At 61.9% G+C, this 22214-nt stretch carries 21 protein-coding genes and 1 riboswitch; of the genes, 16 read left to right on the top strand and 5 right to left on the bottom strand.

Going from position 1 to position 22214, the window contains the following annotated elements; genetic code table 11:
* Positions 1 to 39 precede the first annotated feature (39 nt).
* The 5 genes from cysM (at position 40) to HX811_RS13260 (ending at position 6232) form a co-directional block, all read left to right on the top strand.
* Positions 40 to 942 (top strand): cysteine synthase CysM, encoded by a 903-nt coding sequence (cysM, locus tag HX811_RS13280; RefSeq protein WP_003210736.1) that lies wholly within the window; start codon positions 40 to 42, stop codon positions 940 to 942.
* Entirely contained in the window at positions 942 to 2294 is a 1353-nt protein-coding gene (gene rlmD, locus HX811_RS13275) for a 23S rRNA (uracil(1939)-C(5))-methyltransferase RlmD (protein WP_008438175.1), read from the top strand. Before cysM ends, rlmD begins: the two co-directional genes overlap by 1 nt.
* A gap of 136 nt (positions 2295 to 2430) precedes the next feature.
* On the top strand, positions 2431 to 4674 hold the full coding sequence (gene relA, locus HX811_RS13270) for a GTP diphosphokinase (protein WP_003210738.1): 2244 nt from the start codon (positions 2431 to 2433) through the stop codon (positions 4672 to 4674).
* 153 nt (positions 4675 to 4827) lie between these two features.
* Positions 4828 to 5661, top strand: coding sequence for a nucleoside triphosphate pyrophosphohydrolase (gene mazG, locus HX811_RS13265; RefSeq protein WP_008438185.1), 834 nt, complete (start codon positions 4828 to 4830; stop codon positions 5659 to 5661).
* A gap of 25 nt (positions 5662 to 5686) precedes the next feature.
* Positions 5687 to 6232, top strand: coding sequence for a DUF2058 domain-containing protein (locus HX811_RS13260; protein ID WP_003210740.1), 546 nt, complete (start codon positions 5687 to 5689; stop codon positions 6230 to 6232).
* A gap of 223 nt (positions 6233 to 6455) precedes the next feature.
* Here HX811_RS13260 and HX811_RS13255 read toward each other — a convergent pair whose 3' ends face one another.
* From HX811_RS13255 to purM, 4 genes are all read right to left on the bottom strand, one after another.
* On the bottom strand, positions 6456 to 6644 hold the full coding sequence (locus HX811_RS13255) for a hypothetical protein (protein WP_003210741.1): 189 nt from the start codon (positions 6642 to 6644) through the stop codon (positions 6456 to 6458).
* Positions 6645 to 6897: 253 nt separating this feature from the next.
* On the bottom strand, positions 6898 to 7611 hold the full coding sequence (locus HX811_RS13250; protein WP_003210742.1) for a DUF3108 domain-containing protein: 714 nt from the start codon (positions 7609 to 7611) through the stop codon (positions 6898 to 6900).
* Between the two features lie 8 nt (positions 7612 to 7619).
* On the bottom strand, positions 7620 to 8270 hold the full coding sequence (purN, locus tag HX811_RS13245; RefSeq protein ID WP_008438189.1) for a phosphoribosylglycinamide formyltransferase: 651 nt from the start codon (positions 8268 to 8270) through the stop codon (positions 7620 to 7622).
* A complete protein-coding gene (purM, locus tag HX811_RS13240) occupies positions 8270 to 9328 on the bottom strand; it encodes a phosphoribosylformylglycinamidine cyclo-ligase (RefSeq protein WP_003210744.1) in 1059 nt (352 codons plus the stop codon). The genes purN and purM overlap by 1 nt, the downstream gene beginning before the upstream one ends.
* Before the next feature lie 359 nt (positions 9329 to 9687).
* On the opposite strand from purM, the gene HX811_RS13235 reads away from it, so the two are divergent.
* From HX811_RS13235 to HX811_RS13215, 5 genes are all read left to right on the top strand, one after another.
* The gene (locus HX811_RS13235; RefSeq protein ID WP_177046172.1) at positions 9688 to 10728 is read left to right on the top strand and encodes a DUF2066 domain-containing protein; all 1041 of its coding nucleotides are present in this window, start codon (positions 9688 to 9690) and stop codon (positions 10726 to 10728) included.
* 53 nt (positions 10729 to 10781) lie between these two features.
* Entirely contained in the window at positions 10782 to 11855 is a 1074-nt protein-coding gene (locus tag HX811_RS13230) for an AI-2E family transporter (RefSeq protein WP_177046170.1), read from the top strand.
* 217 nt (positions 11856 to 12072) lie between these two features.
* A complete protein-coding gene (gene hda, locus HX811_RS13225; RefSeq protein WP_003210747.1) occupies positions 12073 to 12777 on the top strand; it encodes a DnaA regulatory inactivator Hda in 705 nt (234 codons plus the stop codon).
* A gap of 213 nt (positions 12778 to 12990) precedes the next feature.
* A complete protein-coding gene (locus HX811_RS13220) occupies positions 12991 to 13620 on the top strand; it encodes a C40 family peptidase (protein WP_003210748.1) in 630 nt (209 codons plus the stop codon).
* Between the two features lie 144 nt (positions 13621 to 13764).
* Positions 13765 to 14307 carry a C40 family peptidase gene (locus tag HX811_RS13215; protein ID WP_003210749.1) on the top strand — a complete coding sequence of 181 codons (543 nt, stop codon included), beginning with the start codon at positions 13765 to 13767 and terminating at the stop codon, positions 14305 to 14307.
* Between the two features lie 133 nt (positions 14308 to 14440).
* Here HX811_RS13215 and HX811_RS13210 read toward each other — a convergent pair whose 3' ends face one another.
* Positions 14441 to 15754 carry a sorbosone dehydrogenase family protein gene (locus HX811_RS13210; RefSeq protein ID WP_177046168.1) on the bottom strand — a complete coding sequence of 438 codons (1314 nt, stop codon included), beginning with the start codon at positions 15752 to 15754 and terminating at the stop codon, positions 14441 to 14443.
* 99 nt (positions 15755 to 15853) lie between these two features.
* A riboswitch (cobalamin riboswitch) is annotated at positions 15854 to 16091 on the top strand.
* A 79-nt stretch (positions 16092 to 16170) separates the two neighbouring features.
* On the opposite strand from HX811_RS13210, the gene cobO reads away from it, so the two are divergent.
* Genes cobO through HX811_RS13180 form a run of 6 tightly spaced genes read left to right on the top strand, consistent with a single transcriptional unit; the run spans position 16171 to position 22152 of the window.
* Positions 16171 to 16782: a cob(I)yrinic acid a,c-diamide adenosyltransferase gene (cobO, locus tag HX811_RS13205; RefSeq protein ID WP_003210751.1), complete on the top strand. Its 612-nt coding sequence runs from the start codon at positions 16171 to 16173 to the stop codon at positions 16780 to 16782.
* Positions 16779 to 18170: a cobyrinate a,c-diamide synthase gene (locus tag HX811_RS13200; RefSeq protein WP_177046166.1), complete on the top strand. Its 1392-nt coding sequence runs from the start codon at positions 16779 to 16781 to the stop codon at positions 18168 to 18170. Before cobO ends, HX811_RS13200 begins: the two co-directional genes overlap by 4 nt.
* Positions 18167 to 18817, top strand: a complete 651-nt coding sequence (gene bluB / locus HX811_RS13195; protein WP_003210753.1) for a 5,6-dimethylbenzimidazole synthase — start codon at positions 18167 to 18169, stop codon at positions 18815 to 18817. Before HX811_RS13200 ends, bluB begins: the two co-directional genes overlap by 4 nt.
* Complete coding sequence (cbiB, locus tag HX811_RS13190) at positions 18814 to 19722, top strand: adenosylcobinamide-phosphate synthase CbiB (protein WP_003210754.1); 909 nt, start codon at positions 18814 to 18816, stop codon at positions 19720 to 19722. The genes bluB and cbiB overlap by 4 nt, the downstream gene beginning before the upstream one ends.
* Positions 19715 to 20704, top strand: a complete 990-nt coding sequence (cobD, locus tag HX811_RS13185) for a threonine-phosphate decarboxylase CobD (protein ID WP_003210755.1) — start codon at positions 19715 to 19717, stop codon at positions 20702 to 20704. The genes cbiB and cobD overlap by 8 nt, the downstream gene beginning before the upstream one ends.
* A complete protein-coding gene (locus HX811_RS13180) occupies positions 20701 to 22152 on the top strand; it encodes a cobyric acid synthase (RefSeq protein ID WP_134325927.1) in 1452 nt (483 codons plus the stop codon). Before cobD ends, HX811_RS13180 begins: the two co-directional genes overlap by 4 nt.
* The last annotated feature ends 62 nt before the right edge of the window (positions 22153 to 22214 follow it).

Below are 22214 nucleotides of genomic sequence, written 5' to 3'. Positions count from 1 at the left end.
TATGATAGTCGCCCCCGCAGTCTGGATTGCGAATACGCCATGACCTTGCAGTACCCCACCATCGCCGATTGCGTCGGCAACACCCCGCTGGTCCGCTTGCAGCGCCTGCCGGGCAACACCAGCAATACCTTGTTGCTCAAGCTCGAAGGGAACAACCCGGCCGGCTCGGTCAAGGACCGCCCGGCGTTGTCGATGATCACCCGCGCCGAGTTGCGTGGGCAGATCAAGCCCGGCGACACCCTGATCGAAGCCACCTCCGGTAACACCGGGATTGCCCTGGCCATGGCCGCGGCGATCAAGGGCTACAAGATGGTCCTGATCATGCCCGACAACGGCAGCGCCGAGCGCAAGGCGGCGATGACCGCCTACGGCGCCGAGTTGATCCTGGTCACCCAGGAAGAAGGCATGGAAGGCGCCCGCGACCTCGCCGAGCGTATGGCTGCCGAAGGCCGTGGCCTGGTGCTGGACCAGTTCGCCAACGGCGACAACCCCGAGGCGCACTACACCACCACTGGCCCGGAAATCTGGCGCCAGACCCAGGGCACCATCACTCACTTCGTGAGTTCGATGGGCACCACCGGCACCATCATGGGCAACTCGCGCTACCTCAAGGAGCAGAACCCCGAGATCCAGATCGTCGGCCTGCAACCGATGGAAGGCGCAGCGATCCCGGGGATCCGTCGTTGGCCCGAGGAGTACTTGCCGAAGATCTACAACGCGGCTCGCGTCGATCGCATCATCGACATGGCCCAGCGTGAAGCTGAAGACACCACCCGCCGCCTGGCCCGTGAAGAAGGCATCTTCTGCGGCGTGTCGTCCGGTGGCGCCGTGGCCGGGATGTTGCGCTTGTCCCAGGAGTTGGAAAACGCGGTGATCGTCGCGATCATCTGTGACCGTGGCGACCGTTACCTGTCGACCGGCATTTTCGACGCGCCCAACTGATGGCCAAGCACGAGAGAGGCCTGCGCTTCCAACCGACGGGCGGCAGCCGGGCCCCACAGATTCCTGTAGGCAAGAAGCAGCGCCTGACCATCGAGCGCCTGGCCAACGACGGCCGCGGCATTGTGTTCTTTGAAGGCCGCACCTGGTTTGTCGTGGGTGCGCTGGCCGGCGAAGAGGTGGAAGCGCGGGTGTTGGGCGCCCACGGCAAAGTGGTCGAGGCGCGCACCGAGCGCGTATTTACCGCCAGCGAACTGCGCCGTCCGGCACCCTGTGTCCACGCCGGCCGTTGCGGCGGTTGCAGCCTGCAACACTTGCCCCACGACGAACAACTCGCCCTGAAACAGCGCATGCTCGCCGAGCAATTATCCCGTGTGGCAGGTGTCGAACCCCAGGAGTGGGCCGCGCCTTTGAGCGGGCCGGAATTCGGCTATCGTCGCCGCGCCCGCGTGGCCGTGCGCTGGGATGCCAAGGCGAAGAAACTCGAGGTCGGCTTTCGTGCCGTGGCCAGCCAGGACATCGTCGCCATCGACGATTGCCCGGTGCTGGTACAGGCCTTGCAACCGATCATGCAGCGTTTGCCCAACATGCTGCGGCGCTTGAGCAAGCCTCAGGCGTTGGGGCATGTGGAATTATTCAGTGGTTCGTCGATTGCCGTGTTGTTGCGACACATGGCGCCCTTGTCCGAAGCGGACCTGACGATCCTGCAGGAATTTTGCACGTTCCATGAAGCCCAACTGTGGCTGCATGGCGAGGGCCAGCCGCAACCGGTCGAACCAGACCAGGCCTTGGGCTATCGTCTGGAACCGTGGGATTTGCAGTTGGCGTACCGCCCGGGAGACTTTGTGCAGGTCAACGCCGGGGTCAACCAGGCGATGGTCGCCCAGGCGCTGGATTGGCTGGCGCCAAAGCCCGACGAGCGGGTGCTGGATTTGTTTTGTGGCTTGGGCAACTTCGCCTTGCCGCTGGCCCGCCAAGTGCGGGAAGTGGTGGCGGTGGAAGGGGTGCAGGCCATGGTGGACCGGGCGGCACAGAATGCCGTCAGCAATAATTTGCATAATGTTCAGTTTTTTCAGGCCGATTTGTCCCAGCCTTTGACCGACGCGGAATGGGCCAAACAGGGCTTTTCTGCGGTACTCTTGGACCCACCCCGCGATGGTGCCCTGGAGGTTGTGCGCAAGCTCGCTACCCTGGGGGCTGATCGCCTGGTGTATGTGTCCTGCAATCCGGCAACGCTGGCGCGGGACACGGTCGAGTTGGTCAAGCAAGGCTACCGGCTAAAACGTGCCGGGATCCTCGACATGTTTCCCCAGACGGCCCATGTCGAGGCCATGGCGTTATTTGAAGCGGGCTAGGATGCCCGTTTAATCCGACTGGCCTGCATCTCCTGGGCCTGTGACCTGCCAGGGAGCGTGCACAAGCTTTTTTTGTAAAGCAGGTCAGCGATGATTTTGACGCACTAAAAGGTGCGTCGTAGGGAAGGTAAGCAAGATGGTACAGGTGAGAGCACACCAGCCGATCAACACCGACGGCAGTATCAATCTCGAGGCATGGCTGGATCATGCCATCAGTGTCGACCCGGCACTGGACCGTGAAGCCTTGAAAGCAGCCTGCGAGTTCGCTCGTGAGTCTGAACAGCAAGACAATGCGGCGAAGAACCTGTGGGCCGAAGGCACTTCAAGCTTTCGCACCGGGTTGGAAATCGCCGAGATCCTCGCCGATCTCAAGCTCGATCAGGATTCGCTGATCGCGGCGGTGCTGTATCGCGGCGTGCGTGAAGGGCATATTCAACTGCCCACCGTCAGCCAGCGTTTCGGCACCGTGGTGGCCAAGCTGATCGACGGCGTGCTGCGCATGGCGGCGATCAGTGCCAGCCTCAGCCCGCGTCAGTCGATGGTGCTGGGCACCCAGGGCCAGGTGGAAAACCTGCGCAAGATGCTGGTGGCGATGGTCGACGACGTGCGCGTCGCCTTGATCAAGCTGGCCGAGCGTACCTGCGCGATTCGGGCGGTGAAAACCGCCGACGACGAAAAGCGCAACCGCGTCGCCCGCGAGGTGTTCGACATCTACGCGCCGCTGGCCCACCGCCTGGGCATCGGCCATATCAAGTGGGAACTGGAGGACTTGTCCTTCCGTTACCTCGAACCCGATCAATACAAACAGATTGCCACGCTGCTCCATGAGCGGCGGCTGGACCGTGAGCGCTTTATCGCCGACGTGATGAGCCAGTTACGCACGGAATTGCAGGCCACCGGGGTTGAAGCCGACATCAGCGGCCGGGCCAAACACATCTATTCCATCTGGCGCAAAATGCAGCGCAAGGGCCTGGCCTTCAGCCAGATCTACGACGTGCGCGCCGTGCGTGTGCTGGTGCCGGAAATGCGCGACTGCTACACCGCGCTGGGTATCGTGCACACGCTGTGGCGGCACATCCCCAAGGAATTCGACGACTACATCGCCAACCCCAAGGAAAACGGTTACCGCTCATTGCACACGGCAGTGATCGGCCCCGAGGGCAAGGTACTGGAAGTACAGATCCGCACCCACGCGATGCACGAAGAGGCGGAGCTGGGCGTATGCGCTCACTGGCGCTACAAGGGCACCGACGTCAAGGCCGGGTCGAACCAGTACGAAGAGAAAATCTCCTGGTTGCGCCAGGTGCTGGAGTGGCACGAAGAGCTGGGCGACATCGGCGGTTTGGCCGACCAGCTGCGGGTGGATATCGAACCTGACCGGGTCTACATCTTCACCCCCGACGGCCACGCGATCGACCTGCCCAAGGGCGCCACACCGCTGGATTTTGCGTACCGGGTGCACACCGAGATCGGCCACAACTGCCGTGGCGCCAAGATCAACGGGCGCATCGTGCCGCTCAACTACAGCCTGCAGACCGGTGAACAGGTCGAGATCATCACCAGCAAGCACGGTACGCCGAGCCGCGACTGGCTGAACCCGAACCTGGGCTACATCACCACGTCCAGGGCGCGGGCGAAGATCGTCCACTGGTTCAAATTGCAGGCGCGCGACCAGAACGTCGCCGCCGGCAAGACCTTGCTCGAGCGCGAATTGGCACGCCTGGGCCTGCCGCAGGTGGACTTCGACAAGCTGGCCGAAAAGGCCAACATGAAGATCGCCGAAGACATGTTCGCCGCCCTCGGTGCCGGCGATCTGCGCCTGGCGCAGTTGGTCAACCTGGCCCAGCAACTGGTTGAGCCGGAGCGGGGCAGCGAACAGCTGGAACTGATTCCACGCAAGGCCACCGGCTACAAGCCGGGCAAGCGGGGCGATATCCAGATCCAGGGCGTCGGCAACCTGATGACGCAAATGGCCGGCTGCTGCCAGCCATTGCCGGGCGACGCCATCGTCGGTTACATCACTCAGGGCCGCGGGGTGAGCATTCACCGCCAGGACTGTGCCTCGGTGTTGCAACTGGGCGGGCGCGAGCCGGAGCGGATCATCCAGGTCAGTTGGGGCCCGGTGCCGGTGTTGACCTATCCGGTGGACATCATCATTCGTGCCTACGACCGTTCCGGGCTGCTGCGTGATGTGTCGCAGGTACTGCTCAATGAGCGGATCAACGTGCTGGCGGTCAACACCCGCTCGAACAAAGAGGACAACACGGCGCTGATGTCCCTGACCATCGAGATTCCGGGGCTGGACGCGTTGGGTCGGTTGCTGGGGCGTATTTCCCAGTTGCCGAACATCATTGAGACCAGGCGTAATCGCACGCCATGAGTAGCTGGACGAGCGCGGACTGAACTGTGGGAGCGGGCTTGCTCGCGAAGGCGATGTGTCTGTCAAATATCAGGCAACTGACACGACGCCTTCGCGAGCAAGCCCGCTCCCACATTTGATCCTCAGCGTTCCCACTTCTGCGGAAAGAGACTGATGTATTCACTTGAAGACCTGCTGCACCTGATGAACCGCCTGCGCGACCCACAATACGGTTGCCCGTGGGACATCAAGCAAACCTACGCCACCATCGTCCCCCACACCCTGGAAGAAGCCTACGAAGTCGCCGATGCGATCGAACGCGGGGATTTTGATCACCTGCAAGGTGAACTGGGCGACCTGTTGTTCCAGGTGGTGTATTACAGCCAGCTGGCGCGGGAAGAAGGGCGCTTCGAATTCGCCGGGGTGATCGACAGCATTACCCGCAAGTTGATTCGCCGTCACCCACATGTGTTTCCTACGGGAGACTTGTACGCGCCGCTGGATATTCCGCAGCTGAGCGAAGAGCAGGTCAAGCAGCGTTGGGAAGAAATAAAGGCCGAGGAGCGTGCGGAAAAGTCCGACGTCCCACAGCAGTTATCCCTGCTGGATGATGTGCCCACGGCCTTGCCGGCGCTTTCCCGCGCCGCCAAATTGCAAAAGCGTGCCGGGCAGGTGGGTTTCGACTGGCCGGCCGCGTTGCCCGTGGTGGATAACGTGCGCGAAGAGCTGGATGAAGTGCTCGAAGCCATGGCCGATAACGACCCGGCAGCCATCGCCGATGAAGTAGGTGACCTGCTGTTTGCGGCGGTCAACCTGGCCCGTCACCTCCAGGTCGACCCGGAAGCAGCCTTGCGTTTAGCCAACGCTAAATTCGAACGACGTTTCCGATTTATCGAACAGGCATTGCGCGAGACCCACCGTCCCATAGAAGATTGCACCCTCGAAGAGTTGGACGCCCTGTGGGGCGAAGCCAAACGCCAGGAAAAGAATCTGTCCAGCTGCGGCTGAGCCGTTGCCCAAGTGAGTAAGCACCATGAGCATTTCCCTTCGCGACCAGTTGCTCAAAGCAGGCCTGGTCAACCAAAAGCAGGCCAAGCAGGTCGGCAAAGAGAAACAGAAACAGCAGCGCCTGGTGCATAAAGGCCAGGCCGAAGCGGACGATAGCCAGGCGCGCCTGGCCATCCAGGCGCATGCCGAAAAGGTCAAGCGCGACCAGGAACTGAACCGTCAGCAGCAGGAAAAAGCCGAGGCCAAGGCCCGCGTTGCGCAGGTCAAGCAATTGATCGAAACCTCGCGCCTGCCCAAGCTGACCACCGAGGACTACTACAACTTCGTGGATGACAAGAAGGTCAAGCGCCTGTCGGTCAACACGCTGATGCGTAACAAGCTGAGCAACGGCTCCCTGGCGATCGTGCATCACGGTGGCGGTTACGAGGTGATCCCGCGCGAAGCCGCGCTGAAGATCCAGGAGCGGGCGCCAGAGCGCATCGTTCAGATGAACGTGCTGACCGAAAGCCAGGTGCCGGATGAGGATGATCCGTACGCCGCCTACCAGATCCCTGATGACCTGATGTGGTAATGCGTTAGAAACACACATTGTGGCGAGACGGCTTGTTGTGGTGAGGGGGCTTGCTGTGGCAAGGGAGCTTGTTGTGGCGAGGGAGCTTGCTCCCGCTGGGGCGCGAAGCGCCCCCAAAATCCCAACCCCAACCCCCAAAACACAAACCCCGCTCAAAAGGCGGGGTTTGTGTTTATAGACACTCCAGCTGCGTGGGGCTGGTTATCTACAGGATTTCAGAGTTTCAGGAGCTTTGCGCCTGGCGTTTCATCTCAAGGGTCTCGAGCTCGTTTTTATAATTATGAGCTTCGGCCTCGTCGTGAAACATGCCGACCAGCAGGTCTTGCTGGTGTACATCCCAGATGTGAATCCCGTGGGCTACTGCTTCGTGGGACATATGTTCATCGTCGCGTTCAGTTACTTTTACAGTCATCTGCTTGCTCCAATCTCTGGTTGATCTGCGGCAAGGCGTCGCAGGCCTTTGTTATATTATTTGTTAGCTTGCTAAGTAAATAACCAGGAATTGCAACACACCTTTACAGAAACTGGAGTAATCCCGCGAGCCCAGGGAAACCGCGACATTGCGTCGCAGGGCGCTGAGTTTTATGACAAAAGTTTCATGTTGGCGTCAGGCGACAGGCAAAAAAAAGCCCCGCGTACGCGAGGCTCTTTCATTGCGCAGAGGATCAGCTGCCTTTGACAGCCTTGCCGTCAACGGTACCGTCTTGCAGCATGATGTTGTATTCCTTGCCGTCGGTCTCGACCTGGCGCAGGGCAACCAGGATGCCGCCCCAGTCCTTGGCAAACCACATTTGGGTAATGCGCTTGCTTTGAGTCGGGTCACGCACGCGCTCGACCTTGATCGCATCGATGGAGCCGGCTTTGGTCTGGACCTTTTCCGGGCCGATCACGCGGAAGTCGTAGGTATCGACATCAGTGCCTTCGACGACGTTGTAGCTCATGCTTTTCTTGCCGGCTGCCACATCGCGCTGCAATGCCAGCTGGTAGGTCGACTTGTCGAGCATGCCGCTTTGAAGGGCCACGTTGACCGGGTCCTTGTTTTCAAAGCCGGTGACTTTCTTGGCCGTCTGATCGAAGTCGAGGTTGATCTTCTTCGTCTTGCCCAGGCCACCGCGTTCGAAGGTGTAGCTCACCGGTTGCAGGGCGTCTTTGTCGAAGCGGATCACGCTGGTTTCAGTCAGGCTGGCGATCATCATGGAAGCCTTGAAATTCAAGGTCCAGCTGCCGTTGTCATTCTTGGTCAGGCTGCGTTCTGCCGAACCACTCATGGGCAACTGTTTCCAGTCGGCGGTGTAGCTGGCGGAGAAAGGGTGAAGGTCTGCCGCTTGCACGGCAGGCAAGGCGAACAGCGCAAAAGCAAAGAGCAGGGCGCGACGCATAAAGTCTCCTAGGTTCGAATCAAGTGGCCGCTGGCCGCAAGTAACTGACCGTCCAATAATGCACCGTGGTCGCCAAGAATCAACCGCCCCTCAGCGAACCAGCGAACAGCCAGCGGGTAAATCCTGTGTTCCTGGGTGTGAACCCGTTGCGCAAGCGTCTGCGCAGAGTCCGCAGACTCTACCGGAACTACTGCCTGTACGACCAGAGGCCCGCCATCGAGTTCCTCGGTGACAAAGTGCACGCTGCAGCCGTGCTCGGTGTCGCCGGCCTCCAGGGCACGCTGGTGGGTGTGTAACCCTTTGTATTTTGGCAGCAGGGACGGGTGGATATTCAGCAGACGCCCGTTGTAGTGACGCACGAAGTCAGCGCTGAGAATGCGCATGAAGCCGGCCAGTACCACGAGTTTGGGGTTGAAGGCGTCGATCAGTTCGATCAAGGCGCTGTCGAAGGCCTCGCGGCCTTCAAAAGCCTTGTGATCCAGGGAGCGGGTGTCGATACCTGCGTCCCTGGCGCGTTGCAGGCCGTAGGCGTCGCTGCGGTTGGAAATCACCGCAGCGATGCGCACCGGGCTGTCGCCGGCGCGCGTGCTGTCGATCAGGGCCTGCAAGTTACTGCCGGTGCCGGAGAGCAGCACCACGACATCACAGGTTGCAGGCATCAGTGCGCCTTAAGGTTCTTCAGTTCAACCTGAGCCGCGCCTTCAGGGGCGGTAGCGATCTGGCCGATGACCCAAGGCTGTTCGCCGGCTTCACGCAATACGTTCAGCGCGCTTTCAACGTGCTCTTGAGCCACGCAGATGACCATGCCCACGCCGCAGTTCAGCACGCGGTGCATCTCGGTTTCGTTGACGTTGCCTTTCTCTTGCAGCCAGTCGAAGACTGCCGGGCGCTGCCAGCTGGCCACGTCGACAATCGCCTGGGCGCCTTCAGGCAGTACGCGCGGGATGTTGTCCAGCAGGCCGCCACCGGTGATGTGGGCCATGGCCTTGACCGCGCCGGTGTCCTTGATCAGCTTGAGCAACGGCTTCACGTAGATGCGGGTCGGGGCCATCAGCAGGTCGGTCAAGGGCTTGCCGTCGAGCTGGATGGTTTCGATGTCGGCGCCGGACACTTCGATGATCTTGCGGATCAGCGAGTAGCCGTTGGAGTGCGGGCCGGACGATGGCAGGGCCAGCAGGGCGTCACCGGCAGCCACCTTGGAACCGTCGATGATTTCGGATTTTTCGACAACACCGACGCAGAAACCGGCCAGGTCGTAGTCTTCGCCTTCGTACATGCCTGGCATTTCAGCGGTTTCGCCGCCGACCAGGGAGCAGCCGGACAGTTCGCAGCCAGCGCCAATGCCGGTGACCACCTGGGTAGCGGTCTCGACGTTGAGCTTGCCGGTGGCGTAGTAGTCAAGGAAGAACAGCGGTTCGGCGCCGCACACCACCAGGTCGTTCACGCACATGGCAACCAGGTCGATGCCGATGCTGTCGTGCTTGTTCAGGTTCAGTGCCAGGCGCAGCTTGGTGCCCACACCGTCGGTGCCGGAGACCAATACAGGCTGCTTGTAGCCGGCCGGGATCTCGCAGAGGGCGCCAAAACCGCCCAGGCCGCCCATGACTTCGGGGCGCGCAGTGCGCTTGGCGACGCTCTTGATGCGTTCGACCAATGCTTCACCGGCGTCGATGTCTACACCGGCGTCCTTGTAGCTCAGGGAGGGTTGCTTGCTCATGATCCAGGCCTTTAGGGGGGATTCAGGGGTAACGACCGAATGCGGCGGGTGTACCGAAACCTGAAGTTTCAGCACGGCCTGCCATTGACGGTCTGCGAAGGCGCGCGATTTTATCAGGCTTGAGGGGCAGCGGCCATCCTCGGGCCGACGGGCAGGGGCAATAGCTGTTAAAAAAATCGCTAATCGAGTCGGTCACAGGCCCTATTAAGGTATAGCCTTTAACTCGCTATCGTTATGACAGTACAAAAACTTGCCGAGACCCTGTGAATGTTTTGCCGGTCGCTGTGGTCACAGCCTTGCTCAACAGTGTTCACGCGGTCTGTTCCAACCGCTTATTTGCCGTTCGGGAATCTTCTTTCATGGGTCTGAGTAAATATTTTTTTGTGGGCTGCTTGTCGTTGGTCAGCCTGGCGAGTCATGCCGAAACCCTCAATGGTCTCTATCAAGTGCTGGAGCCGGTCAGCAGTCAGTCTCCCCAGGAGCGCGACCAGGCGACCCAGCGTGCCCTGCAAACCCTGGTGATCCGCCTGACCGGCGACGCCAAGGCCGCCGATGGCCCGGGCCTGGCGGCGATCCGCAAAGACCCGCAACAAATCATCAGTCAGTACGGCTACGACGCCGGCCCGCCGGAAAGCCTGCAGGTGGATTTCGACCCGGTCAGCACCGACCGCGCGTTGCGTGGCGCGGGCCTGGCGCTGTGGGGCAGCAATCGGCCATCGATCCTCGGTTGGTGGCTGAACGATTCCGTCGAAGGCAGCAGCCTGGTCGGTGATGGCCAGGCCGTCGCCCAGCCGCTGCGCCGCGCGGCCCAGCACCGTGGTTTGCCTTTGCGCCTGCCGCTGGGTGACCTGGACGAACAAATCGTCGCCACCGCCCCGAATCTTGAAAGCCCTGACGCCACACCGCTGCGCGCCGCGTCCGAGCGTTATGGGGCCGATGCCTTGCTGGCGGTGCATGCTCGCGAAGATGGCGGCCAATGGTCGGCCAAATGGCGCCTGTGGCTGGGGGATAAAAGCGAGCAGGGCACCGCCACCGGCACTGATACTGCCGCATTGGCTGACGCCGTGCTGCTGGCCGTCAGCGAACGCCTGGCACCACGCTTTGTGGTCAAGGCCGGCGCTGCCACCAGTGATCAGTTGCTGGAAGTGCAGGGCATGAATCTCGAGCATTACGCCGCCCTCGGCCATCTGCTGGAGCCGTTCGGTGCCCAGCCAGTGCGCGTGGACGGCGCTCGCATCGTTTATCGGGTGAATGGCAGCGCCGAGCAGCTGCGCACCCAGTTGAGCCTGGCCAAGTTGCAGGAAATCCCGGCAGGTGAAGCTCCGGCTCCGCAGCCGGTGGTAGAAGGCGCGCAACCGGCACCGGTCGAGCCGACGCCGCAGCTACGTTTTCATTGGTAAGTGTTCTTCCTTCTTATATAGAAGCAGGAAGCAAATAACAGAGGGAGTGGTTTATGGCGGATACGCGTCGTTGGGTGTGGCTTGGCGGGATTGTCCTGCTGTGCGTTTTTGTGTTCCTGCTGCATTCGATCCTGACGCCGTTCCTGGTCGCGTTACTGCTGGCCTACCTGTTCGATCCGGTGGTGGATCGCCTGGAAAAGCTCGGCCTGTCACGTACCTGGGGCGTGGTGGCGGTGTTTGCGTTGTTCACCTTAATCATCACGGCGCTGGTCCTGGTGCTGGTGCCGATGTTGGCCAAGCAGCTGTTCAAGCTCTATGAGCTGGCGCCGCAGATGCTCGACTGGCTGCAACACACGGCCATGCCGTGGGCGCAGGCCAAGCTGGGGCTGGCAGACGGCTTCTGGAAGTTCGACAAGGTCAAGGCCGCCATCAGCGAGCACATGGGCCAGACCACCGACATTGTCGGCGTGGTGCTGAGCCAGGCGACGGCGTCGAGCCTGGCGCTGATCGGCTGGCTGACCAACCTGGTGCTGATCCCGGTCGTGGCGTTCTACCTGCTGCGGGACTGGGACATCATGATGGCCAAGATCCGCGGCCTGCTGCCGCGCGACCGTGAGGAGCGCATTGTCTCCCTGGCCGAGGAGTGTCATGAGGTGCTCGGCGCCTTCGTCCGTGGCCAGTTGCTGGTGATGCTGGCGCTGGGGATCATCTACGCGGCGGGGTTGATGGCGATCGGCCTGGAACTGGGGCTGTTGATCGGCCTGATCGCCGGCCTGGCAGCCATCGTGCCTTATATGGGCTTTGTGATTGGTATCGGTGCGGCGCTGGTGGCCGGGTTGTTCCAGTTCCACGGCGACCTGTACCCGATGCTCGGGATCGTCGCGGTGTTCATGGTCGGCCAGGCCCTGGAAGGCATGGTGCTGACGCCATTGCTGGTGGGCGACCGGATCGGCCTGCACCCGGTGGCGGTGATCTTTGCGATCCTGGCGGGCGGCGAGCTGTTCGGCTTTACCGGCATCCTGCTGGCGCTGCCGGTGGCGGCGGTGATCATGGTGCTGGTGCGCCATGTGCACGACTTGTACAAGGACTCGGACATGTACGCCGGAAGCGACGAACCGGAGTTATAACCGCAGCATCACAAACCCGGCTCAAGGCCGGGTTTGTCATTTATCGGCTCTGGCGTTTCGCCATTGCGTCAAACATTCCTCACCAAATCCAACAAGTTAACGCAAACCTTTGATTTTGCTTGTGGTCTGCTGCATTGTGCGCCCGGCGTCACGGGTATAAACTTTGCAAACTTTACACAGAGGTCACTAACGGTTCGATTGGAACCGTTCAGTCAGCATGAAACCGATTCAGCTGCCCCTAGGTGTGCGTCTGCGTGACGACGCCACCTTTATCAATTACTACCCAGGCGCCAATGCCGCTGCACTCGGCTATGTCGAGCGGCTCTGCGAAGCCGACGCCGGGTGGACCGAAAGCTTGATCTACCTCTGGGGCAAGCACGGCGTGGGGCGTACCCACTTGTTACAGGCCGCTTGCCTGCGCTTCGAACAGATGGGTGAACCGGCGGTGTACCTGCCGCTGGCGGAGCTGCTGGACCGCGGTATCGAGATCCTCGACAACCTTGAACAATACGAACTGGTCTGCCTGGACGATTTGCAGGCAGTGGCGGGGCGGGCAGATTGGGAAGAGGCACTGTTCCATCTGTTCAACCGCTTGCGTGACAGCGGCCGGCGCTTGTTGATTGCCGCCTCCACCTCGCCACGTGAGCTGCCGGTGAAGCTGGCGGACTTGAAGTCGCGGCTGACCCTGGCGCTGATTTTCCAGATGCGCCCGTTGTCCGACGAAGACAAACTGCGGGCCCTGCAACTGCGTGCTTCGCGCCGCGGGTTGCACCTGACCGATGAAGTCGGGCATTTTATTCTCACCCGCGGTACACGCAGCATGAGCGCACTGTTCGACTTGCTCGAACAGCTCGACCAGGCTTCCTTGCAAGCCCAGCGCAAGCTGACTATTCCCTTCCTCAAAGAAACCCTGGGCTGGTAGCCAGCCCTTTAAAACCGGGGCTTTCGGCAAATTACAGGCGCCAGAAAACCTGCGTTTGGGCCGTTTTGGCCACGCAAATGGCTGGCATAGGGTGTTAAGGGCTTAGATGTCATAGTCCAAACAAGAAGTCACATAGATCACGATTGAATTTGCAAATCGATGTGATAGAAGGCATAGTCTCGGCTTCTTTACACATCAGCCACGGTCGTGCCCATGCTAAATCGCTTCGCACCCCTCGTGCCTCTCGCACTCGTTACCCTGTTGTTTGGTTGCGCCACCCACACTCAAAACGTGGCTGAGCAGCAAAAACCAGTACAGCAGTCCCAGGCAAAATTCGTTGCGTCGCAGTCTTCCACTGTTTATCAGGAAGAGATCGCAACTGAAAAAGAACTCGCCGACTTCGCCGGCGCCAAGCCTTACCAGCTTCCAGTTCTGGCCGACAGCATTCTCGAACGCGGCATGTCCCTGATCGGTACCCGTTACCGTTTCGGCGGTACCTCTGAAGCCGGTTTCGACTGCAGCGGTTTCATCGGCTACCTGTTCCGCGAGGAAGCCGGCATGAATCTGCCGCGTTCCACCCGCGAAATGATCAACGTGGATGCACCGTTGGTCGCGCGGAACAACCTCAAGCCCGGTGATCTGCTTTTCTTTAGTACGGCTGGCCGTGGTCGTGTCAGCCACGCCGGTATCTACCTGGGCGACAACCAGTTTATCCACTCCAGCAGCCGCCGCAGCGGTGGTGTGCGAGTTGACAACCTGGGTGACAGCTACTGGAGCAAAACCTTCATCGAAGCCAAGCGCGCCCTGGCGATGGCCCCGACTACCGTTACCGCCAGCAAGTAAAGTTAAAGTGATACTTGAAGTTTGACGTGTAAGCGCTAGAATCCCTGGACATTGTTGTAAATTGATCGCGCGAGCTTTGCTTGCGCGTTCTGTTTTTCAACGTTCGGCAGCGAAAGCCGCATCCAGATCAGGATTGTTCTGCCCATGTCGACCTCGGCCCGCCTAATTCTTCTCGTTTGCGCCGCGCTGCTCAGCGCCTGCGCAAGTCGTCCTCCGCCTGCTCCCGTGGCCGTCAAGCCCAAGCCGGTGTTCAACACCTATGCCACCCAAAGTTTCTCGCCTGCGGCCGAAGACGTGCTTTTTCGTGCGCTGGGCCTGGTCGGCACGCCTTATCGTTGGGGCGGCAACACGCCGGACTCGGGGTTTGATTGCAGTGGCTTGATCGGTTTCGTCTACCGTGACGCGGCGGGCATCTCCTTGCCACGTACCACCCGCGAGCTGATCGTGATGCGCGCCCAGGACGTGAGCGAAAACAACCTGCAGACCGGCGACCTGATCTTCTTCGCCACGGGTGGCGGCTCGCAGGTCAGCCACGCCGGGATCTACGTGGGAGAAGGGCGCTTTGTGCATGCGCCGCAGACCGGCGGTACGGTGAAGCTGGACACGCTGTCCAAGGCTTATTGGCAAAACGCCTACCTGAGCGCCAAGCGCGTGTTGCCGGCCGAGCACCTGGCACGAAACCCCTAGAAAAACACGAAACCAAATGTGGGAGCGGGCTTGCTCGCGAATGCGGTGGATCAGTCGACAACAAGCTGACTGACACACTGCATTCGCGAGCAAGCCCGCTCCCACATTTGTTTTGCGGTGTTTGCGAAGCTGGCTATTTAGCCGCCGACACTCGCCACACCTTGTTCCCCACGTCATCCGCCACCAGCAAATCCCCCTGCTTGTCGATCACCACGCCGACCGGGCGGCCCATGGCTTTCTCATCGCTATTGAGGAACCCGGTCAGCACATCCACCGGCTGGCCTTTGGGTTTGCCGCCTTCAAACGGCACGAAGATCACCTTGTAGCCACTGTGTGGCTTGCGGTTCCACGAACCATGCTGGCCGATAAACGCGCCATTGCTGAATTGTGCCGGTAGCTTGCTGCCCTCGGCAAAGGTCAGTCCCAGGGAGGCTGTGTGCGGGCCCACCGCGTAGTCCGGGGCAATCGCCTTGGCTACCAGTTCCGGGTTCTGCGGACTCACCCGCACATCCACGTGCTGCCCGTAATAACTGAAGGGCCAGCCATAGAACGCGCCATCCTTGACCGAGGTGATGTAGTCCGGCACCAGGTCGCTGCCGATTTCATCGCGCTCATTGACCGCCGTCCACAGCTTGCCGCTTTGCGGTTCCCAGGCCATGCCGTTGGGGTTGCGCAGGCCGGAGGCGAAGATGCGGTGCTGGCCGGTAGCACGGTCCACTTCCCAGATCGCGGCGCGGCCTTGTTCGGCTTCCAGGCCGTTTTCCGCGACGTTGCTGTTGGAGCCCACGCTGACGTACAACTTGCTGCCGTCCTGGCTCGCGACCACGTTCTTGGTCCAGTGATGGTTGATGCTGCCGCCCGGCAAGTCGGTCACCGTGGTGCCGGCTTCCTTGATCGAGGTTTCGCCTGGCTGATAGGGGAAGCGCAGCAGCTTGTCCGAATCGGCCACATACAGGTCGCTGCCCACCAGTGTCATGCCGAACGGCGAGTTCAGGTTCTCCAGGAACACCGTGCGGGTTTCGGCTATGCCGTCGTGGTCGGCGTCCCGCAGCAGGGTGATGCGGTTGGGGCTCGGCACGGCGGCCCCGGCACGGCCCATGACTTTCTCCATCACCCAGCCACGAATACCCTTGGAATCGTCTGGCTTGGGCGGCGCATTGGTTTCTGCCACCAGCACATCGCCATTGGGCAGCACATACAACCAGCGCGGATGGTCCAGGCCTTCGGCAAACGCCGCTACTTGAGTGCCTGCCGCCGCCGTTGGCTTGGCGCCTTCGGGCCAGCCGATGGCCGGGGCGATATTCACCGTGGGGATCAGGGTTTTATTCGGTTCCGGCAGTTTGGGCGAGGGCCCGGTGCCGTCGGACACTTGCAGGGTAGAGCTTTCGCCGCAGGCGGCGAGGGTGCCGGCGAGCATGATCAGTAGGGCAAGTCGGGTCTTGTGCATGGTTTTCTCCTTAATACCTGTAGCGGTAGAGGCACGCAGCGGCCCGATGGTTCACGCGCATGTCCGGCTTTAATTGACGCTCCACCCCCAACCCACTAACCTTCGCGGCTTGTTTCAGGTGCTCTGTGGCGTACGCGCCGACTGAGTGAAACAGGGAAGCCGGTGAGTGAGCGCATTTTTCTACAGTGCTGCCACGATCCCGGCGCTGCCCCCGCAACGGTAAATGAGTCAAGACGGTGCCTTAAGCCACTGTATCGCCCGCGATATGGGAAGGCGCACCTTCGGCATCCAATGCCACTCATGAGCCCGGAGACCGGCCTGATCCATCCAACAGCATCACGGTGGGCGATGCTTGGCTGTCTGTATGTGTCTTTTTCCTGCCCGCCGTTTTTGTCCAGCCCCAACGGAGAGCTGCCATGACTGAATCCCCCGATCGTGACGAACGCCACCTGGCGCGCATGCTGCGCAAAAAAGCCGTGATTGACGAGCGCATTGCCAATTCACCGAACGAGTGCGGGTTGCTGCTGGTGCTTACCGGCAATGGCAAAGGCAAGAGCAGCTCGGCCTTTGGCATGCTCGCCCGGGCCATGGGCCACGGCATGCAGTGTGGCGTGGTGCAGTTCATCAAGGGCCGCAACAGCACTGGCGAAGAACTGTTCTTCCGCCGTTTCCCCGAGCAGGTGCGCTTCCACGTGATGGGCGAAGGTTTTACCTGGGAAACCCAGGACCGTGCCCGCGACATCGTGGCCGCAGAAGCCGCCTGGGCGGTCTCCCGGGAAATGCTGCAGAACCCGGCCATCGGCCTGGTGGTGCTGGATGAACTGAACATCGCCCTCAAGCACGGCTACCTCGACCTGGACCAGGTACTCAGCGACCTGCAGGCCCGCCCGCCGATGCAACACGTGCTGGTCACCGGCCGTGGCGCGAAACCCGAATTGATCGAAATGGCCGACACCGTGACTGAAATGGGCATGCTCAAGCATGCATTCCAGGCCGGTATCAAGGCGCAGAAAGGCATCGAACTTTGAATCAGCCCCGTCACTGTCCTGCTGTGCTGATCGCCGCACCGGCGTCCGGCCAGGGCAAAACCACCGTCACCGCCGCGCTCGCCCGTTTGCACCGCAACCTGGGGCGCAAGGTGCGAGTATTCAAATGCGGCCCGGACTTTCTCGACCCGATGATCCACGAGCGCGCCAGTGGTGCGCCGGTCTATCAATTGGACATGTGGATGGTCGGCGAGCAGGAAAGTCGCCGATTGCTGTGGGAAGCGGCGGGGGAAGCCGACCTGATCCTGATCGAAGGCGTGATGGGCCTGTTCGACGGCACGCCGTCCAGCGCCGACCTGGCGCGGCATTTTGGCGTGCCGGTACTGGCGGTCATCGATGGCACGGCCATGGCCCAGACGTTCGGTGCCCTGGCATTGGGCTTGGCGCGTTACCAGCCGGACCTGCCGTTTGCCGGCGTGCTGGCCAACCGCGTCGGCACGCTGCGCCATGCGCAACTGCTTGAAGGCAGCCTGACCGAAGGCCTGCGCTGGTACGGCGCACTGTCCCGGGAAACCGGGATCGAATTGCCCAGCCGCCACCTTGGCCTGGTGCAGGCCAGCGAATTGAACGACCTCGACCTGCGCCTCGACGCCGCCGCCCAGGCCCTGGGCAGCAGCTGTGAGGTAGCGCTGCCACCGCCGGTGGAATTCGCTGCGCCCGAGGTGATCGAGGCCCAACCGTTGCTGGCCGGCGTGCGCATCGCCGTGGCCCGCGACGAAGCCTTCGCGTTTACCTACGGCGCCAGCCTCGACCTGTTGCGAGCGATGGGCGCCGAGCTGCGCTTCTTCTCGCCGATTCGTGACCGTGCATTGCCCGAAGCTGACAGCCTCTACCTGCCCGGCGGTTATCCGGAATTGCATCACCAGGCGCTGTCGGAAAATACCGCGATGCTCGACGCCATTCGCGCCCACCACGCTGCCGGCAAGCCACTGCTGGCCGAATGCGGCGGCATGCTCTATCTGCTGGACTCGCTCACCGATGTCGACGGCACCCGTGCCGAACTGGTCGGCCTGCTCCAGGGCGACGCCGTGATGCAAAAGCGTCTGGCGGCACTGGCCCTGCAAAACGTCGAACTGCCCGAAGGCCTCTTGCGCGGTCACACCTACCATCACTCGCTGACCAGCACCGAGTGGCAGCCGATTGCCCGGGGCCTGAGCCCGAATGGCGGGCGCGGTGCCGAGGCGGTTTATCGTCAGGGCCGGATGACGGCGTCCTACGTGCACTTTTACTTCCCGTCCAACCCGACGGCGGTGGCTGCCTTGTTTGCGCCAAGCCTTGAGACCGCCATCGCAGGCAAGCCCGCACCCACAGTTGACCGAGTTGAAACGCAATCCAATGTGGGAGCGGGCTTGCCCGCGATGAGGCCATGACTGACAACGCCTTTCCGGAAGCCGACCGCGAAGCCGTCTACCGTGCCATCGCCGAACGCCGCGACATGCGGCACTTCAGCGGTGGCAGCGTGGCGCCGCAATTGCTCCATCGCCTGCTGCAAGCCGCGCACCAGGCGCCGAGCGTCGGCTTGATGCAGCCCTGGCGTTTTATCCGCATCAGCGACCGCAACCTGCGCGGCCAGATCCAGCAGTTGGTGGAAGAAGAACGCGTACGCACCGCCGAGGCTCTCGGCGAGCGCTCCGACCAGTTCATGAAGCTCAAGGTCGAAGGCATCAACGACTGCGCCGAAGTGCTGGTGGCTGCCTTGATGGACGACCGCGAGCGGCATATCTTCGGGCGCCGCACCTTGCCGGAAATGGACATGGCATCGTTGTCCTGCGCGATTCAGAATCTATGGCTGGCGGCTCGTGTCGAAGGGCTGGGCATGGGCTGGGTCTCGCTGTTCGAGCCCCAGGCCCTGGCCGATCTGCTGGGCCTGCCGCCCGGTGCCAAGCCGTTGGCCGTGTTGTGCCTGGGCCCGGTGGCCGAGTTCTACCCGGCACCGATGTTGCAGCTCGAAGGCTGGACCGAACCACGGCCGCTGAGTGACATGTTGTACGAGAATGTTTGGGGAGTGAGTCAATGAGTGTGGCCTTGCTGAGTGTCGCTGCCGTGGCGCTGGATGCGCTGCTGGGCGAGCCCAGGCGCTGGCATCCGCTGGTGGCGTTCGGTAATTTTGCCGGGCGCATCGAGCAACGATTCAACTCCGGCGGTCGGGGCTGGCGCAGCCATGGCGTCACCGCCTGGGTGATCGCGGTGGTGCCGCTGACCCTGCTGGCCACGGCGCTGTCGTGGGCGCCCTACATCGGCTGGGTCCTGGAAATCCTCGCATTGTATTGCGCCCTCGGCATGCGTAGCCTCGGCGAGCACGTGCTGCCGGTAGCGCAAGCATTGCGCAGCGATGACCTGGACGAGGCACGCAAACGCGTCAGCTACCTGGTCAGTCGCCAGACCAGCGAGCTGGACCGCACTGAAGTTGCCCGTGCGGCCACCGAATCGGTGCTGGAAAACGGCAGCGATGCGATATTTGCGGCGCTGTTCTGGTTTGTGGTCGCTGGCGTGCCCGGCGTGGTGCTCTATCGTCTGAGCAACACCCTGGACGCTATGTGGGGCTATCGCAATGAGCGCTTTGAACGTTTTGGCTGGGCCGCGGCGAAGATTGACGACGTGCTCAACTACATTCCCGCACGCCTGGTGGCGTTGACCTACGCGCTGCTGGGCAAAACCCGCCTGGCTCTCAAATGCTGGCGCACCCAGGGCCCGACCTGGGACAGCCCCAACGCCGGCCCGGTGATGGCTGCGGGTGCCGGTGCCCTTGGCGTGGAGTTGGGCGGTGCAGCGATTTATCACGGTGAGCTGCACCAGCGCCCGCCACTGGGCGAAGGCCCGCCGGCGGATGCGGATTCCATCGAGCGTGGCTGGCAACTGGTGCAACGCGGCGTGTGGCTGTGGTTGCTGATCCTGTGTGTGGGGGCTGAGTTTTATGCTTGAGCACGGTGGCCGCTTGCGCAAGGCGGCGATGCAGTACGGCATTCCAGAAGCAGACTGGCTGGACCTGTCCAGCGGCCTGGCGCCATGGCCGTTCCCGATTCCGGAAATCCCGCTGCGGGCCTGGGCACGCCTGCCTGAAAACGACGACGGCCTGGAGCAGGCTGCCTGTGAATATTACGGCACGCCCCATGTATTGCCGGTGGCCGGCTCCCAGGCCGCGATCCAGTTATTGCCGCGCCTGCGCCGGGCCGGCAAGGTCGGTGTGCTGTCGCCGTGTTACGCCGAACACGCAGAAGCCTGGCGTCGCGCCGGCTACATCGTGCGCGAAGTGCTGGAGCAGGAAGTCGACTTCTTCCTCGACAGCCTCGACGTGCTGGTGGTGGTCAACCCCAACAACCCCACCGGCCTGAGCCTGACGCCGCAACGCCTGCTGGACTGGCATGCTCGCCTGGCCCAACGCGGCGGCTGGCTGGTGGTGGATGAAGCCTTCATGGACATCACCCCGCAACTGAGCCTGGCGGGCCAGGCCCATCAAGTCGGCCTGATCGTGCTGCGCTCGTTCGGCAAATTCTTCGGCCTGGCCGGGGTGCGGCTGGGGTTCGTGCTGGCCGAGCGCAAGCTGCTCAAGCTGCTCGCCGAACAGGTGGGGCCGTGGGCCGTCAGCGGGCCGACGCGGGTGCTTGGGCAAGTATGCCTGCGCGATACCGCCGGCCATGCGCAACAGCGGCTGCGTTGCGAATCGGCCAGCCAGCGCCTGTTTGATGTGCTTGAACGCCACGACTTGCGGCCCCAGGGCGGCTGCGCGTTGTTCCAGTGGATGATCACTGACCGGGCTGAGCAGCTGCATGAATTCATGGCCCAGCGCGGCATTCTGCTGCGCTTGTTTGTCGACAACAGCAGCCTGCGTTTCGGCCTGCCGGATACCGAGGCCGACTGGTTGCGGCTGGAACAGGCACTGAAGGCCTACAAGGAAGCCTCATGAGTACCTTGATGGTGCAGGGCACCACCTCTGACGCCGGCAAAAGCACGCTGGTGACCGCACTCTGCCGCTGGCTGGTGCGCCAGGGCATCCCGGTGGTGCCCTTCAAGCCGCAGAACATGGCGCTCAACAGCGCCGTGACTGCCGAAGGCGGCGAGATCGGCCGGGCCCAGGCGGTGCAGGCCCAGGCCGCGAACCTGGCGCCCCATACCGACATGAACCCGGTGCTGCTCAAACCCAACAGCGACACGGGCTCCCAAGTGATCATCCACGGGCGCGCCGTGACCACCATGAATGCCGTGGCTTATCACGATTACAAAGCCATCGCGATGCAAGCGGTGCTGGCCTCTCATGCGCGGTTGAGTGCGGCTTACCCGGTGGTGATGGTCGAGGGTGCGGGTTCGCCGGCCGAGATCAATCTGCGGGCGAACGACATTGCCAACATGGGCTTTGCCGAAGCGGTGGACTGCCCGGTGCTGCTGATTGCCGACATCAATCGCGGCGGGGTGTTTGCGCACCTTGTGGGCACTCTGGAATTGTTGTCACCCACCGAACAGGCGCGGGTCAAAGGCTTCATCATCAATCGCTTTCGCGGCGATATCGCGCTATTGCAGCCGGGGCTGGATTGGCTGGAAGCGCGCACGGGCAAGCCGGTGGTGGGGGTGTTGCCGTATGTGATGGATCTGCACCTGGAGGCCGAGGACGGTATCGACCAGCGCCAGATCGACAAGGCGGCGCAAGTGCTCAAGGTGGTGGTGCCGGTATTGCCGCGGATCAGTAATCACACGGATTTTGATCCGTTGCGGTTGCATCCGCAGGTGGATTTGCAGTTTGTGGGGCCAGGGCAGGCGATTCCTGCGGCGGACCTGATTATTTTGCCGGGCTCGAAGAGTGTGCGCAGTGATTTGGCGTATTTGCGGGCCAATGGGTGGGACACGGCCGTGGCGCGGCACCTGCGTTATGGCGGGAAGGTGCTGGGGATTTGTGGTGGGTTGCAGATGCTCGGCGAGCAGGTGCACGACCCGCTGGGGTTGGAAGGGCCTTGTGGTTCTAGCGCTGGGCTGGGGTTGTTGGCGTTCAGTACGACCCTGGAGGAGGAGAAGCAGCTGCGTAACGTGCGGGGGCGGTTGTTGCTGGAGGAGGCCGAGGTGAGTGGGTATGAGATCCACGCGGGTGTAACCAGTGGCGCTGGCTTGGTGCGGGCTGCGGTGCAGTTGGACGATGGGCGCCTGGATGGGGCTCAGAGTGAGGATGGGCAGGTTCTCGGGACCTATCTGCATGGGGTGTTTGAGACGCCGGCTGCGTGTAGTGCGTTGTTGCGGTGGGCGGGGTTGGAGGATGTGCAATCGGTGGATTATCACGGGTTGCGGGAGCGGGATATTGAGCGGTTGGCGGACTTGGTAGAGCGGCACCTGGATACCGGGTTGTTGCGTTCGTTGTGTGGGGTTTGATTTTTGGATCGTGTGAATATCCGTTATTTAGGTAACGGCGACCTATGGTTCCGCTCTTACAG

Source organism: Pseudomonas sp. F8002, assembly GCF_013385495.1.
Lineage (GTDB): Bacteria > Pseudomonadota > Gammaproteobacteria > Pseudomonadales > Pseudomonadaceae > Aquipseudomonas.
Note: the sequence above shows the minus strand (reverse complement) of the source record. Positions and strands in the feature narration are given on the sequence as shown.

Coding starts and splice junctions, on each gene's coding strand:
- HX811_RS13220 (WP_003210748.1), top strand. CDS start 12,991: ATGCTAAATCGCTTCGCACCCCTCGTGCCTCTCGCACTCGTTACCCTG.
- bluB (WP_003210753.1), top strand. CDS start 18,167: ATGACTGACAACGCCTTTCCGGAAGCCGACCGCGAAGCCGTCTACCGT.
- cysM (WP_003210736.1), top strand. CDS start 40: ATGACCTTGCAGTACCCCACCATCGCCGATTGCGTCGGCAACACCCCG.
- hda (WP_003210747.1), top strand. CDS start 12,073: ATGAAACCGATTCAGCTGCCCCTAGGTGTGCGTCTGCGTGACGACGCC.
- HX811_RS13235 (WP_177046172.1), top strand. CDS start 9,688: ATGGGTCTGAGTAAATATTTTTTTGTGGGCTGCTTGTCGTTGGTCAGC.
- HX811_RS13260 (WP_003210740.1), top strand. CDS start 5,687: ATGAGCATTTCCCTTCGCGACCAGTTGCTCAAAGCAGGCCTGGTCAAC.
- purN (WP_008438189.1), bottom strand. CDS start 8,270: ATGCCTGCAACCTGTGATGTCGTGGTGCTGCTCTCCGGCACCGGCAGT.
- rlmD (WP_008438175.1), top strand. CDS start 942: ATGGCCAAGCACGAGAGAGGCCTGCGCTTCCAACCGACGGGCGGCAGC.
- cbiB (WP_003210754.1), top strand. CDS start 18,814: ATGAGTGTGGCCTTGCTGAGTGTCGCTGCCGTGGCGCTGGATGCGCTG.
- HX811_RS13180 (WP_134325927.1), top strand. CDS start 20,701: ATGAGTACCTTGATGGTGCAGGGCACCACCTCTGACGCCGGCAAAAGC.
- cobD (WP_003210755.1), top strand. CDS start 19,715: ATGCTTGAGCACGGTGGCCGCTTGCGCAAGGCGGCGATGCAGTACGGC.
- purM (WP_003210744.1), bottom strand. CDS start 9,328: ATGAGCAAGCAACCCTCCCTGAGCTACAAGGACGCCGGTGTAGACATC.
- HX811_RS13250 (WP_003210742.1), bottom strand. CDS start 7,611: ATGCGTCGCGCCCTGCTCTTTGCTTTTGCGCTGTTCGCCTTGCCTGCC.
- HX811_RS13215 (WP_003210749.1), top strand. CDS start 13,765: ATGTCGACCTCGGCCCGCCTAATTCTTCTCGTTTGCGCCGCGCTGCTC.
- HX811_RS13230 (WP_177046170.1), top strand. CDS start 10,782: ATGGCGGATACGCGTCGTTGGGTGTGGCTTGGCGGGATTGTCCTGCTG.
- cobO (WP_003210751.1), top strand. CDS start 16,171: ATGACTGAATCCCCCGATCGTGACGAACGCCACCTGGCGCGCATGCTG.
- HX811_RS13255 (WP_003210741.1), bottom strand. CDS start 6,644: ATGACTGTAAAAGTAACTGAACGCGACGATGAACATATGTCCCACGAA.
- HX811_RS13210 (WP_177046168.1), bottom strand. CDS start 15,754: ATGCACAAGACCCGACTTGCCCTACTGATCATGCTCGCCGGCACCCTC.
- mazG (WP_008438185.1), top strand. CDS start 4,828: ATGTATTCACTTGAAGACCTGCTGCACCTGATGAACCGCCTGCGCGAC.
- relA (WP_003210738.1), top strand. CDS start 2,431: ATGGTACAGGTGAGAGCACACCAGCCGATCAACACCGACGGCAGTATC.